Origin of the sequence: Nonomuraea gerenzanensis, assembly GCF_020215645.1 — a bacterium.
Lineage (GTDB): Bacteria > Actinomycetota > Actinomycetes > Streptosporangiales > Streptosporangiaceae > Nonomuraea > Nonomuraea gerenzanensis.
In genome coordinates, this window is sequence record NZ_CP084058.1 from 8,138,037 (window position 1) to 8,154,330 (window position 16,294).

The window sequence follows — 16,294 nt, forward strand, 5'->3', positions numbered from 1 at the left end:
TTCGCTAGAGTTCTCTCGTCGCCCCGGGGTGCAGCCCAGGGGCGGATGCGGAAGTGGCTCAGTGGTAGAGCATCACCTTGCCAAGGTGAGGGTCGCGGGTTCGAATCCCGTCTTCCGCTCGGAGCTTCCGGCTCGGTGGCGTGGCCGAGAGGCGAGGCAGCGGCCTGCAAAGCCGTCCACACGGGTTCAAATCCCGTCGCCACCTCACTAGGACGATTAGCTCAGCGGGAGAGCGCTTCCCTGACACGGAAGAGGTCACTGGTTCAATCCCAGTATCGTCCACCACACTCCAAGGCCCTGGCTGATCAGCCGGGGCCTTCGTGTTGCGGCGGCTGGGCTGGGCCGTCGCGTTGCGCCGCTGTGGTGGGCTCGCCGTGCTGGCCGCGGTGCTCTCGGGGTGCGCTGTGCTGCTTGCGCCAGCGGGCTGCGCTGTGCTGTGCCGCTGGCGAATCAGGCTGTGCGGTTAGCGCTGCGGTGGGCGGCTGCGATGAGCCGCTGCGATGAGCCGTGGTGCGGGTATCGGGATCGGCGCTCACCAGGTGGCCACTTCCGGGTCACCGGATGAGCGGGAGCGGGCTGTGGCGGGCAGATGACAGGGCGTGGCGAAGACGACCCCTACGTTGCCGGCCCCCACGGTGGCGCGGACGACGACGACGCGGACCTTCCTGCTCGCCGCCGCGGCCTGCGCACTCGGCCTGGCCACCCTGTGCGCCCTGCCGCCCGTCGGCGGGTTCCTGCTCGGCCGGGCCGTGGCGGCGGCGCTGGTGTTCCCCGGGCTCGGGCAGGGGCGGGCCGTGGGAACGGCGGTGACGCTCGTGCTGTTCTCCGTGACGCTGACCGGCGGGGCGTACCTGGCGTACAGGTGGTCCGGGTTCGGCGAGTCGCGGGTCGGGCTGCTCGTGTGCTGGGGGCTGGCCGGTGGTCCCGCCGGGGTGCTGGCGGTGCTGGTGTGGGCGCGGGGGCACCGGCTGCCGTTCGCTCCGTACGCCGCTGACGCCGCCTCGTGGGGGATGGCGGTCGCGCTGCTGGCCGGAGGGCTGGCGATGGGCGGGACGCGGGTGCTGCCCGCTGCCGGGCGGGAGCGGAGCCGGGTGTTCCGGCCTCGGGCGTGGGTGTTGCCGTGCCTGGTGGCCGGGTGGTCGGTGGGGTGGAGTCTGTTGCTGCGGGAGCGGTTGCCGTGGCTGGGGTGGCTGCCGTTGTCGTTCGACTATTTCGAGCAGGTGGCGGTGGTGCTGGCGACGGTCTCGGCGGCGTCGCTGGAGGGGGCGCTGCGGCGGCGGTTGCCCGTGGCGGGGCGGCCCGGCAGGGCGTTCGTGCTGGCGTGGATCGCGTTGTGCGTGGCGCCCGTCGTGTACGCGGCCGTCGTGGCCATCGACCGGGGCATGCGGGAGTTTTTGCTGGCCGCGCCGCTGAGCACGGGGTGGGTGGCCGAGTACGCCACCGACGTGACGGCGGTGCTGGTGGCCGTGCCCGTGCAGACGGTTCTGCCGCCGCTGGTGCTCGCGGGGGTGGCGACCGGGGTGCAGCGGATGCTGCCCGCCGCCGAGAAGCCTCCCGGTCCCGTCGATCCGGTGCGGACCGATCGGCGGTGGGGCCTGGTGGTGGCGGGGGCGGTGGTGGCGCTGACGTACTTCTGCCTGGCCGTGACCTCGCGTTTCCCGCTGCTGACGGGACGCATGTTCGATGCGGGGACGCCTGTGACGGTGCGGGCGGTGGCGATGCTCGCCCCGCCCGATCCGGGGCTGGGCCGCGTTGTGGTGGTGTGGTCATGGGTGATCGCCGCGGTGTTCGCGGTGGTGGCGACGGTGCTCGTGTACGTCGCGGTGCGGGGGCAGCTTGTCCGAGTCTTTCCCGTTTCGTGCTATCCGGTGCTGGTGGGGGCGCTCGCGCTGGCCGCCGCGCTGGCGTGGAACGTGGGCGGCCTGGTGGCGTTCGCGGTGGCCGGGGGGCGGCCCGCCGGGATCTCGCCGGCGGTGGAGGCGGCCGAGTTCACGGTGTTCGCGGCGCCGGTGTTCGGGGCGGTGTTGTTCATCGTGCACTCGCAGGTGGGGGTGTCGAGGTTCGCCCGGGTGGTGGAGCTGGAGGGCGGGCAGACGTGGGAGCAGCTGGCAGAGCGGTACCGGGCGTGGAAGGAGCAGGTGCGTGAGCACGTGCCGGGGAGGAGGGAGCGGGGGCTGATCGCGGCGAGGGCGGCCGGGGGTGCGCTGGTGCCCGCCGTGGTGGCCGGGGCCGTGCAGGGGTTCGCCGGGTTGCCGGACGGTGGGGGGTTCCTCGTCTTTCCCGCGCTGTCGGCCGGGGTCGCGGCGGTGGACAGCCTGACCGGGCTGGCCTATCTCGTGCTGCTGGCGGGGCTGGTCCACGTGGGGCTGGCGCGGGTCAACTTACGGGAGCGGCGGTGGTCGGTGTGGCTGACGGTGTGGGGGATGTCGGTGCTCGCCGGTGGGATCGCCGTGGCCGGCACGTCCGTGGTCACAGGCGGGATGAGCGGGACGGGCGGGCTCGGCGGTGAGGTGGGCGGGGTCGGCGTGGCTGCGGGGCTGCAGCTCGGGTTGCTGGCCGGGCCGTTCGCGGTGGCGGGGGTGGCGGTCGCGGTGCGGCGCAGGGTGCTGCTGGCGGGCGGCGTGGTGCTGGCCCTGGTGGCGGCGGCGCCGCTCGTGCTCAAGGGCGGGGAACGGGTGCCGCTCGCGGTCGGTACGGCCGTCTGGCGGGAGCGGCTGCCCGGGCTCACCCTCGACGTCTCCTACCCCCGGGTCACGGGCGCGCCGGACGCGGCCCGGGTCAACGCCGCGCTGGTGGCACCGGTGCGGGCGTACGTGGTCGAGGCGCTGCGCCGCCACCGCGGTGCCCCTGGTGCGCGGGTCGCACTGACGGGCGGTTACGCCCTCGTCCGCAACGACGCGAACGTCATCTCCGTGCGATACGCCCTCACAGGCGAACTCGGCCGCGCCATCACCTACGACCGCCACGCGACCAGAACCCTCACCGTCCGGGACGTCTTCGCCCCACCGGCCTTCACCCCGACGGGCCGCCGGCGCCTGGCCGACACCCTGCGCCCGCTCATCCCCGAGCACCACGACCCGAGAACCGTGAGCGTGGACAGCGACCGCCTGCTGGTCAACCTCGCCCCGGCCGCCGTCGAGCTCACCTTCGGCCGCGACTACTTCTGCGCCCCCTGCCCCCCGTTCACGGTGCGAGTACCAGAGGAACGCCTGCCCGGCCTGGTCATCCGGCGTCCTTAGCGCGACGATCAGCACATGGACCATCAGGAGATCGCCGACCGATTAGAGATCACCGGCCTGCTGGCACGGTACACCTACGCCATCGACTCGGGTCAGTGGGACCTGCTCGACGAGGTGTTCTGCCACGACGCGGTGATCGACTACAGCTCCTCAGGCGGCATCAGAGGCACCCGGGACGAGGTCAAGGCGTGGCTGGCCGAGGTGCTGGTGCACTGGCCGGCCCGGCTGCACCTGATCGGGGCCGCCCGCGTCGACTTCGACGCCGACGGCGCGGCCCGGGTGAGCGCGCCCTTCACCGACACCCTGGCCCCGACGCGGGAGATGACGGCCGCCGGGAGCGAGGGTTTCCTGCACGGCGGCGGTTACTACCACCACCGCCTGCGCCGCACCCCCGACGGCTGGCGCAGCACCGAGCTGGTGGAGGAGCAGAGCTGGCGCACTGTGTGCTGAAGACTGTGTGCCGAAGTACGAACATCTCCATGCCGTAATTCGATTCCGAAACTTTCCGCTTTGAGGTGGAATTGAACCGGACGACGGTCGGGAGCCGTCTCCATGGTTGTTCACCCGAAGTTCATCGGCCGGGGAAGCGGAGCGGTGGGAGGCCCGCCACCCCATGGGTGTGCCAGGTGATTCCGGCTTGCCACGGGGGTGATGGCCTGTGATCGAGACACTGGAGTGGACTCTCCTCGACGGAGAGCACGCGCTGCTCGTCAAGGGGGACATGCGGCGGGCGCGCGAGCGGTTCGACTACGCCTACGCGGAAGCGGCCCAGCGCGGCGAGGCCGCCGCGCTGGCGCGGGCGGCGCTCGGCCTGGGCGGGATGTGGGTGCACGAGCACCGCACGGCCGCCGCCGCGGCGACGGTGCGGGTGCGCCAGCGGCAGGCGCTGTCGCAGCTCGACCCGGACTCGCCGCTGGCCCTGCGGTTACGCATCAGGGTGGCGGCCGAGGACGACTACCGCACCGGCCGCCAGGACGCGATCATGGCGCTGGTGTCGGAGGCGAGGGCGGCCGACGACCCGGTGGCGCTGGCCGAGGCGCTGAGCCTGGCGCACCACTGCATGCTCGGCCCCGGTGACGGGGCGCGGCGGATGGAGCTGGCCAGGGAGCTGATCGGGGTGGCCTCCCGTACGGGCCGCCGCTCCGACCTGCTCATCGGCCTGCTGTGGCGCACCGTGGACCTGCTCCTGGAGGCCGACCCGCACGCGGAGCGGGCGCTGGGCGAGCTGCGCATCGCGCTGGAGGGCGAGGGGCAGCAGGCCATCGAGTTCGTGGTGGGCGCGATCGAGGTGATGCTGAGTACCAGGGGCGGCCGGTTCGAGCACGCCGAGGAGCTCGCCGCCGCCTGCTACGAGCGCGGCAGGGCGGCCGGCGATCACGACGCGCCCGGTTGGTACGTCCGCCAGCTCGCCGCCGTCCGCTGGTACCAGGGCCGGATCGGCGAGCTGGTCCCCCTGCTGAGCGGCCTGCTGAACTCGCCCATGCTGCCCGCGGTGGACGACTCGCCGTACGCGGGCCTGGCGGTGGCCGCCGCGGCGGCAGGGGACCGGCGGCTGGCCGAGAGCATGCTGGCCAGGCTGCGCCGCAGCGTCCTGGCCGACCGGCCGCCGCGCACGAGCACCTGGCTGATGTCGATGTACGCGATCGTCGAGGCGGCCGACCTGCTGGGCGACGCCGACCTGGCGGCCAGGGCGGCGGCGATGCTGGCCCCGTACGCGGGCCTGCCCGTCATGACCAGCCCCGGCATCGCCTGCTTCGGCTCCTCCCGGCACAGCCTGGGCGTGGCCGCGATCACCACCGGCGACCTCGACCTGGCGATCACGCACCTGCGCAGGGCCGTGCACGAGAACCTGGCGCTGGGCCACTGGCCGGCGGTGGCGCTGTCGCGCTCGCGGCTCGGCCAGGCGCTGGCGATGCGCGACGGGCCCAGGGACGAGGGGGCGCGCAGGCAGCTCGCGCTGGCCGCCCAGGAAGCCGAGGTGCTCGGCATGCACGTGCCCCGGTACGTGGCCGAGCGCGTGACCTGCCGGCCCGTGGGCGGGCAGTGGCGGGTGGAGCTGGGCGCGCGCACCGCGCTGGTGGAGCACTGCGTGGGCATGCTGCACCTGGAGACGCTGCTGGCCAACCCGGGCAGGGAGATCCCTGCCGCGGACCTGGCCGCGGGGTCGCCCGACGCCGTACCGGCGCAGGTGTCGGCGCAGCGCATGCTGGACGGGCCCGCCGGCCGGGCGTACCGGAACAGGCTGGCGCAGCTCGACGCCGAGATCGCGGAGCTGGAGGCCGGCCACCGGCGCGAGCAGGCGCAGAAGCTGCGGGCCGAGCGTGACTGGCTGCTGGCGGAGCTGGCCTCGGCGACCGGGCTCGGCGGGCGGCCGCGCGCGTTCGCCGGCAGCGAGGAGCGGGCCCGCACGGCGGTGGGCAAGGCCATCCGGCGCGCCGTGGATCGCGTCGCGATAGCCGATCCCGTCATCGGCGCGGAGCTGCGGGCGACCGTACGGACGGGGCTGCGCTGCGCCTACGACCCCGGCTGACCTGCCCGGACGCTCACGCTACAGACATATCGCGTTTGTGGCCAGCCGCCTTCAGGGCAGCGCCACTGGGGGCAGTGTCCCCCTGCCCATCCCGGTCGGAAAGGCTGTGCGGCACATGGCATTCGCATGGGCTCTTCTCGGTCACGACATAGCTGTCGATCTCGGTACGGCCAACACCCTCGTCTACGTCCGCAGGAAGGGCATCGTGCTGAACGAGCCCTCCGTCATCGCGATCAACCTGCACAAGAACACCGTCGTCGCCGTCGGCAAGGCGGCCAAGCGGATGGTCGGCCGCACTCCCCCGCACATCGCCACCATCCGGCCGCTCAAGGACGGCGTGATCGCGGACCTGGACGCGGCGGAGCGCATGCTGCGGCTGTTCATCCAGAAGGCGCACCCGAGCAGGTTCCTGGCCAAGCCGCGCATCGTGGTGGCCGTGCCCAGCGGCACCACCTCGATCGAGCAGCGGGCGGTCAAGGAGGCCGCGTACGAGGCGGGTGCGCGGCGGGTGCACATCATCGAGGAGCCCATGGCCGCCGCGATCGGCGCGGGGCTGAAGGTCGGCGAGGCCACCGGCAACATGGTGGTCGACATCGGCGGCGGCACCACGGAGGTGGCCATCGTCTCGATGAGCGGCGTCGTGGTGGCCAAGTCCGTCCGGGTCGGCGGCGACGAGCTGGACGAGGCCATCGTCACCCACATCAAGAAGGAGCACGCGCTGCTGCTCGGCGAGCGCACCGCCGAACGGCTGAAGATCGACCTCGGCATGGTGCGGGCCGCTCCCCCGCTCGGCGCCGACCCCGTGGGCCGGCACCGCGCCGGCCTGGTCGTGCCCGCCGAGGACGGGACGCCCGGCCCGGCCGACGACGAGCCCGGCGAGCCGCCGCCCGCGCCGCGCGGCTGGAACCCGTTCCGGTCCAGGCAGAAGCCGGAGAGCGCGGCGCCCGCCGCCGCGCCGCTCACGCTGGATCCGAAGACCTCCGCCCCGGTACGCGGGCGCGACCTCGTCAGCGGCCTGCCCAAGACCGCCACCATCACCGCCGAGCAGATCAGCGAGGCCATCGAGGACCAGGTGCAGGCCATCGTCGACGCGGTGCAGACGACGCTCGACCAGTGCCCCGCCGAGCTGGCGGGCGACCTGCTCGACAACGGCATCGTGCTGACCGGCGGCGGCGCCCTGTTACGGGGCCTGCCCGAGCGGATGGGCGAGGCCACCGGCATGCCCATCCGGCTGGTGGACAAGCCGCTGTACTCGGTGGCGCTGGGCGCGGGCCGCTGCGTGGAGCGCTTCCAGGCCATGCGCGACGTGCTGCTGCCCGATTGGTCGCGCCGGTGAGGCGGGCGCTCGTCCTGCTCGTCCTGGTGGCCGCCGTCCTGCTCGTCGCGATCGACCGTACGCTGGCGCCGCTGACCCCCGTACGGGCGGCGGGCGCGAGCGTGTACGGCGCGGTCGAGAGCGCGCTCGGCACGGCGGCCAGGGCGTTCGGCGGCCAGGACCGGCTGGTGGAGCTGGAGCGGGAGAACGCCGCGCTGCGGGCCAGGCTGCTGTCGTCCGGCACCCGGTCCGTGGAGCGGCTCGACGTGCCGGACGGGCGGCGGGGCGTGGCGGCGCACGTGGTCGGGTTCGGCCGGGGACAGAGCGTCACGATCGACGCCGGGGCCTCGTCGGGCGTCGAGCGCGACGTGACCGTGCTGAACGCCGACGGCCTGGTCGGCAAGGTCACCTGGGCGGGGCCCGCCACGGCGTCGGTGTCGCTGATCACCGACGCGGGCTCCTCCCTCGGGGCACGCGTGGCGGGCTCCGGTGAGCTGGGCGTGGTGACGGGGGTGCCCGGTCAGGGGCTGCGGCTGAGCCTGTTCGACCCGCACGCGCCGCTGGAGGTGGGTGACGAGGTGGTGACGCTGGGCTCGGCGGGCGGGCGGCCGTACGTGGCCGGGGTGCCCATCGGGACGGTCGCCGCGCTGGAGAGCGCGCCGGGGGCGGCCATCCGGACGGCGCTGGTGCGGCCCGCCGCGCGGCTGTCGGCGCTGGGGCTGGTGGCGGTGATCGTGCCGCGGCCGGAGAGGTGAGGGCGTTGGCGCTGGTGCTGCTGGCGCTCATCGCGCCGCTGGTGCAGGTGGTGCTGGTCAACCGGTCGCCGTGGGGCGGACCCGACCTGGTGACGCTGGCCGTGGTGTGGCTCGCGCTGGCCAGGGGGCCGGTCTGGGGGTGCGTGGCGGGGCTGGCCGCGGGGCTGGCCGCCGACGTGACGCCGCCCGCCGACGGGACCGTGGGGCGCACGGCGCTGGTGCTGTCGGTGACGGGGCTGCTGGCCGGGCGGCTGCGGGAGAGCGGGAGATCGTACGAGGGCTCCTTCGTGGCCAGGCCGCTGCTGGCCGGTGGGCTCGGGGCGGTGCTGGGCACGGTGTTACAGGTGGTGGCGGCGGTCGGGCTCGGGGACGAGCCGTGGCGCTCGGCGCTGGCGGGGCCGCCGGGGGCGCCGGCGTCGTGGGCGGCGCTCACGCTGCTCTGGACGGTGGCGCTCGGGGCCGCCGGAGGAGCCGTGGCGGCCCGGCGGCGCTCCTCCGAGGGGCGGCGGGGCTCCTCCGAGGGGCGGCGGGGCTCCTCCGGGAGCACGCCTTCGCACGTGGTGCCGCGCCGTGTCTAGGGCCAGGCTGGTCGTGCTGCGGCTGGTCGCCGTGGCCATGCTGGTGACGCTGCTCGGGCGGCTGTGGGTCCTCCAAGTGGTCGACGGGGAGGCGTACCTGCGGGCTGCGGCCGACGTACGGATCAGGAGCGTGCCGCTGCCGCCCACCCGGGGCCAGATCCTCGACGCGCACGGCCGTCCCCTGGTCACCAACAACACCCGCCCCGTCGTCACGGTGGACGCCGTGGCCCTGGCCCACCAGCCGGACGGCGGCCGGGCGGTGCTGACCCGGCTGGGCCAGGCGCTGGGGCAGCCGTACCGGCAGCTCGCGGAGAAGGTGCGGCTGTGCGAGGCGGGGGTGAGCAAGCCGTGCTGGCAGGGGTCGCCGTACGAGCCGATCCCGGTCGCGCAGGACATGAGCGTGCCGGTGGCGCTGCAGATCAGCGAGCGGCAGCAGGACTTCCCGGGCGTTCGCACGGAGCTGCGCCCGGTCCGCGTGCACCCGCACGGCGCGGCGGCGGCGCACACGCTCGGCTACGTCCAGGGCGCCCGGGGCCGCGACGGGCTCGAAGCGGCCTACGACCGCGATCTGGCCGGCCGGGCCGGGCGCAGGGACGTGGCCGTGGATAACACGGGCCGCGTCACCAGGACGCTCCGCCAGAACCCGCCGGTGCCCGGGAACACGCTCGTGACCAGCCTCGACTCCCGCATCCAGACGATCGCGGAGCGGGCGCTGGCCAGGGCCGTGGCCGGCAGCGGCGCCTCGTCGGGCGCGGCCGTGGTGCTGGAGTCGGGCACGGGCCGTGTGGTGGCGCTGGCGGGGCGGCCCGCGTACGACCCGGGGGTGTGGACGGACGGCGTGACGGCGCGCGAGTACCGGTCGCTGCCGCTGCTGTCACAGGCCGTGCAGGGTGAGTGGGCGCCCGGCTCGACGTGGAAGGTCGCCTCGGTGGTGGCGGCGGCGTCGGCCGGGTACGGGCTCGGCGCCACCTACGACTGCCCGTCCGGCTACACCGTCGGCGACCGGGTGTTCCGCAACTTCGCCAGCGCGGACCTGGGCCTGATGACCATGCACGGGGCCCTGGTCCACTCCTGTGACACGATCTTCTACCGGCTGGCCGACCAGCTCTGGCAGCGCGGCTCCGACGCCCTGCAGCACACGGCCCGCGGGTTCGGGTTCGGCCGGCCGACGGGGGTGGACGTGCCGGGCGAGGCGGCCGGTGCGGTGCCCGACGCGGCCTCGAAGCGGGCCTACTGGCGGGCCACCCGGGCGGAGAGCTGCCGCCGGGCCGGCAAGGGGTACCCGGAGCTGACGGACCGGGCGCGGGCGGCGTACCTGACGGCCATCGCGCGGGAGAACTGCCGGGGCGGCGGCGTGTGGCGGGGCGGCGACGCGGCGAACCTCGCCATCGGGCAGGGCGGCGTGCTGGTGACGCCGCTGCAGCTGGCGCGGGCGTACGCGGCGGTGGCCAACGGCGGCACCCTGCACAGCCCGCGCGTCGGCATGAAGGTGGTGCGGCCCGACGGGACGACGGTGCGGGCGATCACGCCGCCGGTGGCCGGGCGGCTGCCCGCCACGGCCGCGACGCTGCGCTTCATCCGGCAGGCGCTCGCCCAGGTGCCCCGGTCGGGGACGGCTTCCGGGGCCTTCGAGGGGTTCCCGTTCGGGAAGATCGCGGTGGCCGGGAAGACGGGGACGGCGGAGTCGTTCGGCCACCGCGACACCTCCTGGTTCGCCTCCTTCGCGCCCGACCCGGCCTACACCGTGGTCGTCGTGCTGCCGGAGGGCGGCAGGGGCGGCGAGGGCGCGGCGCCGGCGGCCCGCGAGATCTGGGAGGGCATCCTCGGGCTCAGGGAGCGGCGATGATCGCGACGGCCGGGAGACGACGGCTCGGGTGGGCGCCCTCGCTGGGCCCGCCGGACCGGGTGCTGACGCTGCTGGCGCTGGCGCTGTCCGCGACGGGGCTGCTGCTGGTGTGGTCGGCCACCCGGTTGGGGGGCGGCCACGCGCTGCTGGTGCGGCAGGCGGTGGCCGTCGGGGCGGGGCTGGTGCTGATGTGGCTGGTGTCGCGGGTGGACCTGCGGGTGCTGCGGGCGTACGTGCCGCTGGCGTACGTGCTGGCCCTGGTGTCGCTGGCCGGGGTGCTGAGCCCGCTGGGCGTGCGGGTGAACGGGGCGCACTCGTGGATCGTGCTGGCGCCCGGGGTGCAGTTCCAGCCGTCGGAGTTCGCCAAGGTGGCGCTGGCGCTGGCGTTCGCGGTGCCGCTGGGCGAGCTGCGCGACGGGCAGGGGCGGCCGGGGTTCGACGGGGTGGTGCTGGCGCTGGTGCTGGCCGCGGTGCCGATCGGGCTCATCGCGCTGCAGCCGGACGTGGGCACGATGCTGGTGTTCGCGGCCATGGTGGCGGGGGCGCTGCTGGTGTCGGGGGCGCCCAAACGGTGGCTGCTGGTGCTCGTCGCGGGGGCGGCGGGAGCGGGCGCGGCGGCGTGGCAGCTCGGGCTGGTCCGGCCGTACCAGCTCGAACGGCTACTCGTGCTGGTACGGCCGGGAGCCGACCCGGGCGGCATCGGCTACAACGCCGCCCAGGCCCGCATCGCGATCGGCTCCGGCGGCCTGTCCGGCAAGGGCCTGTTCAACGGCGAGCAGACCGCCGGGCACTTCGTGCCCGAACAGCACACCGACTTCATCTTCACGGTCGCGGGCGAGGAGCTCGGCTTCGCCGGGGCCGCGCTCATCGTGCTGGCCGTGTTCGCGCTGCTCTGGCGCGCGCTGTCGATCGCCCGCCACGCCGCCTCGCGGTACGGGGCGGTGCTGGCGGGCGGGCTGGTGTCGTGGATCGGGTTCCAGACGTTCATGAACGTGGGCATGACCGTGGGCCTCATGCCGATCGTGGGGGTGCCGCTGCCGTTCGTCTCGTACGGCGGCTCCGCCACGGTCGCCGGGCTGGTGGCCATCGGGCTGCTACAGGCGGTGCACCGGAGCAAGCCCATGCAGGCGTAGCAGGTTCTCGCCGAGGATCTTGCGCTTGGCCTGGTCGGTGAGCTGCGGGTAGCCGTACCCGTCGCACAGGTCCTGCGGGATCGTGAAGTCCCTGAACGCCCGCAGCGCCCACTGCGGATGGAAGATCGGCGCCTCCGAGCCGTAGATGATCTTGTCTTCGCCGCACCAGAAGAGCAGCTTGCCGATGATCTCGGCGAACATCCTGGGCGCCCTGACGATGAAGTTGATCGTCGCCGCCAGGTCGGCGTACAGGTTGGGGTAGCGGATGAGCTGCCAGCAGGTCTCGTCCAGGAACGGCAGGCCGACGTGGAAGATGACGAAGTTGATGTCGGGGAAGCTGGCGGCGGCGCCGTCCATGTCCCAGGTCTGCGTGTGCTCGATCGGCTGCGGGCCCAGCGGCACGCCCTTGTGCACGCCGATCAGGTTCACGCCCAGGTCCTGCGCCTTCTCGAAGATCGGGAAGGCCACCCTGGGGTCGTCCATGCGCCAGGGGTAGGGCGAGCCGTAGTCGTAGCGCACGTTGTAGAGCTTGAACGCCCGCGCGTTGTACTCCCCTACCTGCCGCTCCATCAGGTCGAGCGCCTTGCGGCCCTCCAGCGGGTTGACCGAGCCCCAGAACACCGTCCGGTCCGGGTCCCTGGCCGCCAGCTCCGCGCACTCCTGCCACGGCGACAGGCCGTCGTGGTAGAGGTCGGTCAGCGGCAGCGGCATGGCCACCAGCATGTCCGTGTCCGACTCCTCGAACACCATGCGGCGGATGTCCTCGATCGTCCACTGCCGCAGGAACTCCTCGGGCGGCAGCTTGGTCTCGCCCTCCGGGGTGAGCGTGGTGTGGAAGGCGTACAGGTGGTTGGAGAACATCTGGCCCGCCGGTCCGAACGCGTTCTTGGGCTCGAAGTTGAACACGTGGGCCACGCTGTCGAACACGAAGAAGTCGTCGATCACCGTAGTTCCCTCCCGATGTAGGCCGCCTTGTCCGGCACCTGCGCGGGCGCGGGCAGGAAGCGCAGCATCCGGGCGGCCCTCGGGGAGAGCCGGTCCGTCGTCCACACCTCGTCCCACACCACCTCGACCTCCGCCTCGGTGACGCCGGGCTGCTCGGCGATGCGGTCGCGCACCTCGGTCAGCACCCTGGCGGCGAACGGGCACCAGCCCGAGGTCAGCAGCAGCTCGACGCGGGCCCGGCCGCCGTCCACCTCGACCGACCTGATCAGGCCCATCTCGACGACGGAGATGCCCTTCTCCCTGCAGCACGGGTCGTAGACCCCGGACAGCGCCTCACTGGCCCACTGCGGTATCTCCGGCATGACCTCATCGTCGGACGGGTGTGCCTGTTGGGGTAGGCGTCCCGTTTTCAGATAGCGCAGATGCTTGATGGATGACCGGCGAACCACCCAGCGACCTGATCCGCAGCGTCTCGCGCGCGCTCCGCGTGCTGGAGGAGGTCTCGCGCGCCGACCGCCCGCTGTCGGTCAAGGTCATCGCCCGCCGCTGCGGCCTGAACCTGTCCACCTCCTACCATCTGGTCCGCACCCTGTGCTACGAGGGCTACCTGCACCGGCGGCCCGACGGCGACTACATGCTCGGCTCTCAGGTGGCCGAGCGCTTCCACGAGATGCTGGACGCCTTCGACCGGCCGCCCCGCGCCGCCGCCGTGCTGCGCCACCTGGCCGCCGTCACCGGGCACACCGCCTACCTGGCGCAGCTCTCCGAGGGGCGGCTGGTCGTGGTGGACGTGGCGGAGGGGCCGCGCTCGCCGTACCTGGAGGATCTGCAGGCGGGGCTGGAGACGGCGCCGCACGCGACCGCGCTGGGCAAGGCGCTGCTGCTCTCGCTCCCGTCCCGCACCAGGCGCGGCGTCCTGACCGGGTACGGCCTGCGCCGCTTCACCTCCTCGACCCCGGTCAGCGTGGACGACGTCGAGCAGGAGCTGTCGGGGTTACGGCCGGGGCAGGTGGTGGAGGAGCACGGGCAGTTCAGGGAGCAGGTGGCGTGCGCGGGCGCGGTCGTGCCGGGCACGGACTGGGCCATCGGCATCTCGACCCGGGGCCTGTCGATCCCGCAGATCGCCCGGATACGGCTCGCGCAGGCCGTCAGGGACCTGGGATAACGCGTTGCCCGGCACGCCCGTGATCGGCCAGTCTGGGGTGCCATGAACGTCCCCCACCGGCAGATCCGCGCCCTGCACACCGAGCGGTCGATCACCGTCTACCAGGCCTACGACGCGGCCATCGCCGCCCCCGCCGTCGCCGCGCAGCGCTTCGTCCCGCCCTTCAAGCGGGAGCGGATGACGTGGATCAAGCCGTCGTTCCTGTGGATGATGTACCGGTGCGGCTACGCCACCAAGCCCGGCCAGGAGCGGGTGCTGGCGATCGAGCTGAGTCACGAGGGCTTCGCCTGGGCGCTGGCCCACTCCTGCCTCAGCCACGACGACCGGCGGCCGGGCTGGGCCGAGCGGGTGCGCCGCAGCCCGGTGCGCATCCAGTGGGACCCCGAGCGCGGGCTGCGGCACCAGGCGCTGCCGTACCGGTCGATCCAGGTGGGGCTGACCGGGGAGGCGGTGCGACGGTACGTGGCGGAGTGGACGCTGGGGATCAGCGACATCACCGAGCGGGTACATGAGGTGCGTGCGGCGGTGCGCAGCGGCGCGGACGCCGGCGCGCTGCTGCCGGACGAGCGGCCTTACCCGCTGTCCGGCGAGCTGGCGGAGACGATCGGGGCGAGCGTGGCATGAAAGTGATCCTGTTCGGGGCGACCGGCATGATCGGGCGAGGGGTGCTCAGGGAGTGCCTGCTCGACAACCGGGTCACCGCCGTGCTGGCGGTCGGGCGGAGCTCGACAGGGGTCACGCACGAGAAGCTGCGCGAGATCCTGCATGACGACCTGCTCGATCTGGCCGCCATCGAGGGCGAGCTGGGCGGGTACGACGCGTGCTTCTTCTGCCTGGGCGTCTCGTCGGCCGGGATGCGGGAGCCGGAGTACCGGCGCATCACCTACGACTTCACGTTGTCGGCGGGCCGGACGCTGGCCCGGCTCAGCCCCGGGTCGACGTTCGTGTACGTCTCCGGTGCCGGGACGAACGCGCAGGGGCGGGCGATGTGGGCCAGGGTGAAGGGGGAGACCGAGAACGCGCTGCTCGCCTTGCCGCTGGAGGTGTACCTGTTCCGGCCCGGGTACGTGCAGCCGATGCACGGGGTGCGCTCGCGTACACGGCTCTACCAGGCGGCCTACGTGATCACCCGGCCGCTCTTCCCCCTGGTGCGGCGGCTGGTCGCGGGAGGGGTGACGACCACCGAGCAGGTCGGGCGGGCGATGATCGCGGTCGCGGAGCGGGGGGCGGCGAAGCGGATTCTCGGGCCCGCCGACATCAACGCGCTCTGATCCTCATCGGCGATCCTCATCGGCGGGCTCCCGCTTCACCGGCGGGCTCACGCCTCACCGGCGGGCTCCCGCTTCACCGGCGGGCTCGCGCCTCGCCCGGTGCGAGGGGGATGGCGAGCAGCGCGGCCGCGGCTGCCAGGCCCCACACCGCCGCCCACGAGGCGTGCGCGATCACCAGCGGGATGAGCAGCGGGGTCAGGAAGCCCATCGCGAACAGGGCGGTGCCCAGGAGGCCGAGAGCGGTGCCCGCCCTGGACGCGCCCGCCATGGCGGCGATCTCGGTGTAGGCGACGCCGTGCCAGGAGTTGGCCAGGAGGCCGCCGAGGGCCAGGGCCGTGACGGTGAGCGGGGTGGGGGCGTCGGTGAGGACCGCGGCGCCCGCCATGGTGATGCCGGACATGGCGCCGATGGCTCTGAGGTGGGTGCGGCGGGTGCCGGTGCGGTCGGTGCGGTGGCCGGTCCAGATGCGGGCGGCGGCGCCGCCGAGCTGGGCGATGACGATCGTGAGGCTGGCCAGGGTGGCGTCCTCGCCCTTGACGTCGTGCAGGAAGATCGCGGTGAAGGAGAGGACGGCGAACTGGGGGATGGTGAGCAGGGCGCCTGCGAGGGCCAGCCGCCACACGTCCCAGCGGCGCAGGGGGGAGCTGGGGAGGCGGGGGTGCGCGCCCTGTCGCGCGGCAGTGGCGGACGCGCTGGCGGGCGCAATGGCGGACGCGCTGGCGGGCGTGCTGGCGGGCGTGCTGGCGGGCGTGGTGCCGGTGCCGGCGCTGGTCGGCGGTGTGGTGGGGGTGATGGGGGTGATGGGGGTGGTGGGCTCGTGGAGCCAGCGGTGGGTGGCCGCCGCCGCGGCGAGGCAGCAGACGGCCGGTACGGCGTAGGCGGCGCGGAAGCCGTAGGACCCGGCCAGCCACGGCAGCAACGCCACCCCGGCCGCCCCGCCCACCGGGATGGCCGTCTGCCGGACGCTCATCGCCAAGCCCCGCTCCCCCTCCCCGAACCAGGTCATGACCGCCCGCCCCGACGCCCCGTTGACGCTGCCGCCCAGCGCGCCCGCGACGGCCAGGCAGAGCGCGAGCAGCGCCACACCCGCCCCGTCGGACGGGGTCACGGCGGCGGCCATCACCGCCAGCAGCGCGCCCGTCGAGGTCAGGCCGGTCAGGAGCACGCGGCGGTCACCGAAGCGGTCGGTGAGCAGCCCCCACACGAGGTCGGAGGCCGCCACGCCGAGCCCGAGGCAGGCGAGCACCAGGCCGAGCTGCTCCGTGGACAGGTGATAGCCCGCCCGCATCGCCACGCCTGTGACGGGGATGCCGGAGAACATCGCCGCGAAGGCGGCCTGCGCTCCGAAGCCGACGGCGAGCACGACCCAGCGGTGTCGCGGGCCGCACGCGCGCCGCCCCCGCCGGCCCTCTCCGCCCGCATCCCCCTGGTCGTTCGCGTGCCGGTCGCGTTCGCCCACCGTCATCGGATCCACCCTCCACACATAAGTAACCGTGCTTGGCGGTTACTCACCTTGG

14 protein-coding genes and 3 tRNA genes are annotated in these 16,294 nt (G+C 73.9%); 14 read left to right on the forward strand and 3 right to left on the reverse strand.

The features are described 5' to 3' along the window. The first annotated feature begins 47 nt into the window (after positions 1-47). From LCN96_RS37790 to rodA, 11 genes are all read left to right on the forward strand, one after another. Positions 48-119, forward strand: a tRNA-Gly gene (locus LCN96_RS37790). A 15-nt stretch (positions 120-134) separates the two neighbouring features. Next, positions 135-205 (forward strand) — tRNA-Cys (locus tag LCN96_RS37795). Between the two features lie 5 nt (positions 206-210). Next, positions 211-285, forward strand: a tRNA-Val gene (locus tag LCN96_RS37800). A 314-nt stretch (positions 286-599) separates the two neighbouring features. Then, a complete protein-coding gene (locus LCN96_RS37805; RefSeq protein WP_225267223.1) occupies positions 600-3,239 on the forward strand; it encodes a hypothetical protein in 2,640 nt (879 codons plus the stop codon). A gap of 15 nt (positions 3,240-3,254) precedes the next feature. Further along, positions 3,255-3,689 carry a nuclear transport factor 2 family protein gene (locus LCN96_RS37810; RefSeq protein ID WP_225267224.1) on the forward strand — a complete coding sequence of 145 codons (435 nt, stop codon included), beginning with the start codon at positions 3,255-3,257 and terminating at the stop codon, positions 3,687-3,689. A gap of 208 nt (positions 3,690-3,897) precedes the next feature. Beyond that, the gene (locus LCN96_RS37815; protein WP_225267225.1) at positions 3,898-5,769 is read left to right on the forward strand and encodes an ATP-binding protein; all 1,872 of its coding nucleotides are present in this window, start codon (positions 3,898-3,900) and stop codon (positions 5,767-5,769) included. Positions 5,770-5,884: 115 nt separating this feature from the next. Next, complete coding sequence (gene mreB, locus LCN96_RS37820; RefSeq protein ID WP_225267226.1) at positions 5,885-7,105, forward strand: rod shape-determining protein; 1,221 nt, start codon at positions 5,885-5,887, stop codon at positions 7,103-7,105. Next, positions 7,102-7,839, forward strand: a complete 738-nt coding sequence (mreC, locus tag LCN96_RS37825) for a rod shape-determining protein MreC (protein ID WP_225267227.1) — start codon at positions 7,102-7,104, stop codon at positions 7,837-7,839. Before mreB ends, mreC begins: the two co-directional genes overlap by 4 nt. A 5-nt stretch (positions 7,840-7,844) precedes the next feature. Further along, a complete protein-coding gene (locus LCN96_RS37830; protein ID WP_397351781.1) occupies positions 7,845-8,417 on the forward strand; it encodes a rod shape-determining protein MreD in 573 nt (190 codons plus the stop codon). Continuing rightward, complete coding sequence (gene mrdA / locus LCN96_RS37835; RefSeq protein WP_225267228.1) at positions 8,410-10,263, forward strand: penicillin-binding protein 2; 1,854 nt, start codon at positions 8,410-8,412, stop codon at positions 10,261-10,263. Before LCN96_RS37830 ends, mrdA begins: the two co-directional genes overlap by 8 nt. Further along, on the forward strand, positions 10,260-11,396 hold the full coding sequence (gene rodA / locus LCN96_RS37840) for a rod shape-determining protein RodA (RefSeq protein WP_225267229.1): 1,137 nt from the start codon (positions 10,260-10,262) through the stop codon (positions 11,394-11,396). The genes mrdA and rodA overlap by 4 nt, the downstream gene beginning before the upstream one ends. Here the strand turns inward: rodA and LCN96_RS37845 are convergent. Together LCN96_RS37845 and LCN96_RS37850 are read right to left on the reverse strand one after the other, a co-directional pair. Then, entirely contained in the window at positions 11,358-12,341 is a 984-nt protein-coding gene (locus tag LCN96_RS37845; protein ID WP_225267230.1) for an amidohydrolase family protein, read from the reverse strand. The two genes, rodA and LCN96_RS37845, sit on opposite strands and share 39 nt — an antisense overlap. Next, the gene (locus LCN96_RS37850; protein WP_225267231.1) at positions 12,338-12,703 is read right to left on the reverse strand and encodes a metal-sulfur cluster assembly factor; all 366 of its coding nucleotides are present in this window, start codon (positions 12,701-12,703) and stop codon (positions 12,338-12,340) included. The genes LCN96_RS37845 and LCN96_RS37850 overlap by 4 nt, the downstream gene beginning before the upstream one ends. 71 nt (positions 12,704-12,774) lie before the next feature. Between LCN96_RS37850 and LCN96_RS37855 the strand changes: the two genes are divergently transcribed. Genes LCN96_RS37855 through LCN96_RS37865 form a run of 3 tightly spaced genes read left to right on the forward strand, consistent with a single transcriptional unit; the run spans position 12,775 to position 14,777 of the window. After that, positions 12,775-13,506 carry an IclR family transcriptional regulator gene (locus LCN96_RS37855; protein ID WP_225267232.1) on the forward strand — a complete coding sequence of 244 codons (732 nt, stop codon included), beginning with the start codon at positions 12,775-12,777 and terminating at the stop codon, positions 13,504-13,506. A gap of 42 nt (positions 13,507-13,548) precedes the next feature. After that, positions 13,549-14,130, forward strand: coding sequence for a DUF4291 domain-containing protein (locus LCN96_RS37860; RefSeq protein ID WP_225267233.1), 582 nt, complete (start codon positions 13,549-13,551; stop codon positions 14,128-14,130). After that, on the forward strand, positions 14,127-14,777 hold the full coding sequence (locus LCN96_RS37865) for a Rossmann-fold NAD(P)-binding domain-containing protein (RefSeq protein ID WP_225267234.1): 651 nt from the start codon (positions 14,127-14,129) through the stop codon (positions 14,775-14,777). Before LCN96_RS37860 ends, LCN96_RS37865 begins: the two co-directional genes overlap by 4 nt. A gap of 73 nt (positions 14,778-14,850) precedes the next feature. Here the strand turns inward: LCN96_RS37865 and LCN96_RS37870 are convergent, their stop codons facing one another. Further along, a complete protein-coding gene (locus tag LCN96_RS37870; RefSeq protein ID WP_225267235.1) occupies positions 14,851-16,242 on the reverse strand; it encodes an MFS transporter in 1,392 nt (463 codons plus the stop codon). Positions 16,243-16,294: the final 52 nt, after the last annotated feature.

What these genes read in the sequence shown, in the direction of transcription:
- LCN96_RS37810 (WP_225267224.1), top strand. Translation starts at nt 3,255, where the DNA reads ATGGACCATCAGGAGATCGCCGACCGATTAGAGATCACCGGCCTGCTG.
- mreB (WP_225267226.1), top strand. Translation starts at nt 5,885, where the DNA reads ATGGCATTCGCATGGGCTCTTCTCGGTCACGACATAGCTGTCGATCTC.
- rodA (WP_225267229.1), top strand. Translation starts at nt 10,260, where the DNA reads ATGATCGCGACGGCCGGGAGACGACGGCTCGGGTGGGCGCCCTCGCTG.
- LCN96_RS37850 (WP_225267231.1), bottom strand. Translation starts at nt 12,703, where the DNA reads ATGCCGGAGATACCGCAGTGGGCCAGTGAGGCGCTGTCCGGGGTCTAC.
- LCN96_RS37855 (WP_225267232.1), top strand. Translation starts at nt 12,775, where the DNA reads ATGACCGGCGAACCACCCAGCGACCTGATCCGCAGCGTCTCGCGCGCG.
- LCN96_RS37860 (WP_225267233.1), top strand. Translation starts at nt 13,549, where the DNA reads ATGAACGTCCCCCACCGGCAGATCCGCGCCCTGCACACCGAGCGGTCG.
- LCN96_RS37865 (WP_225267234.1), top strand. Translation starts at nt 14,127, where the DNA reads ATGAAAGTGATCCTGTTCGGGGCGACCGGCATGATCGGGCGAGGGGTG.
- LCN96_RS37870 (WP_225267235.1), bottom strand. Translation starts at nt 16,242, where the DNA reads ATGACGGTGGGCGAACGCGACCGGCACGCGAACGACCAGGGGGATGCG.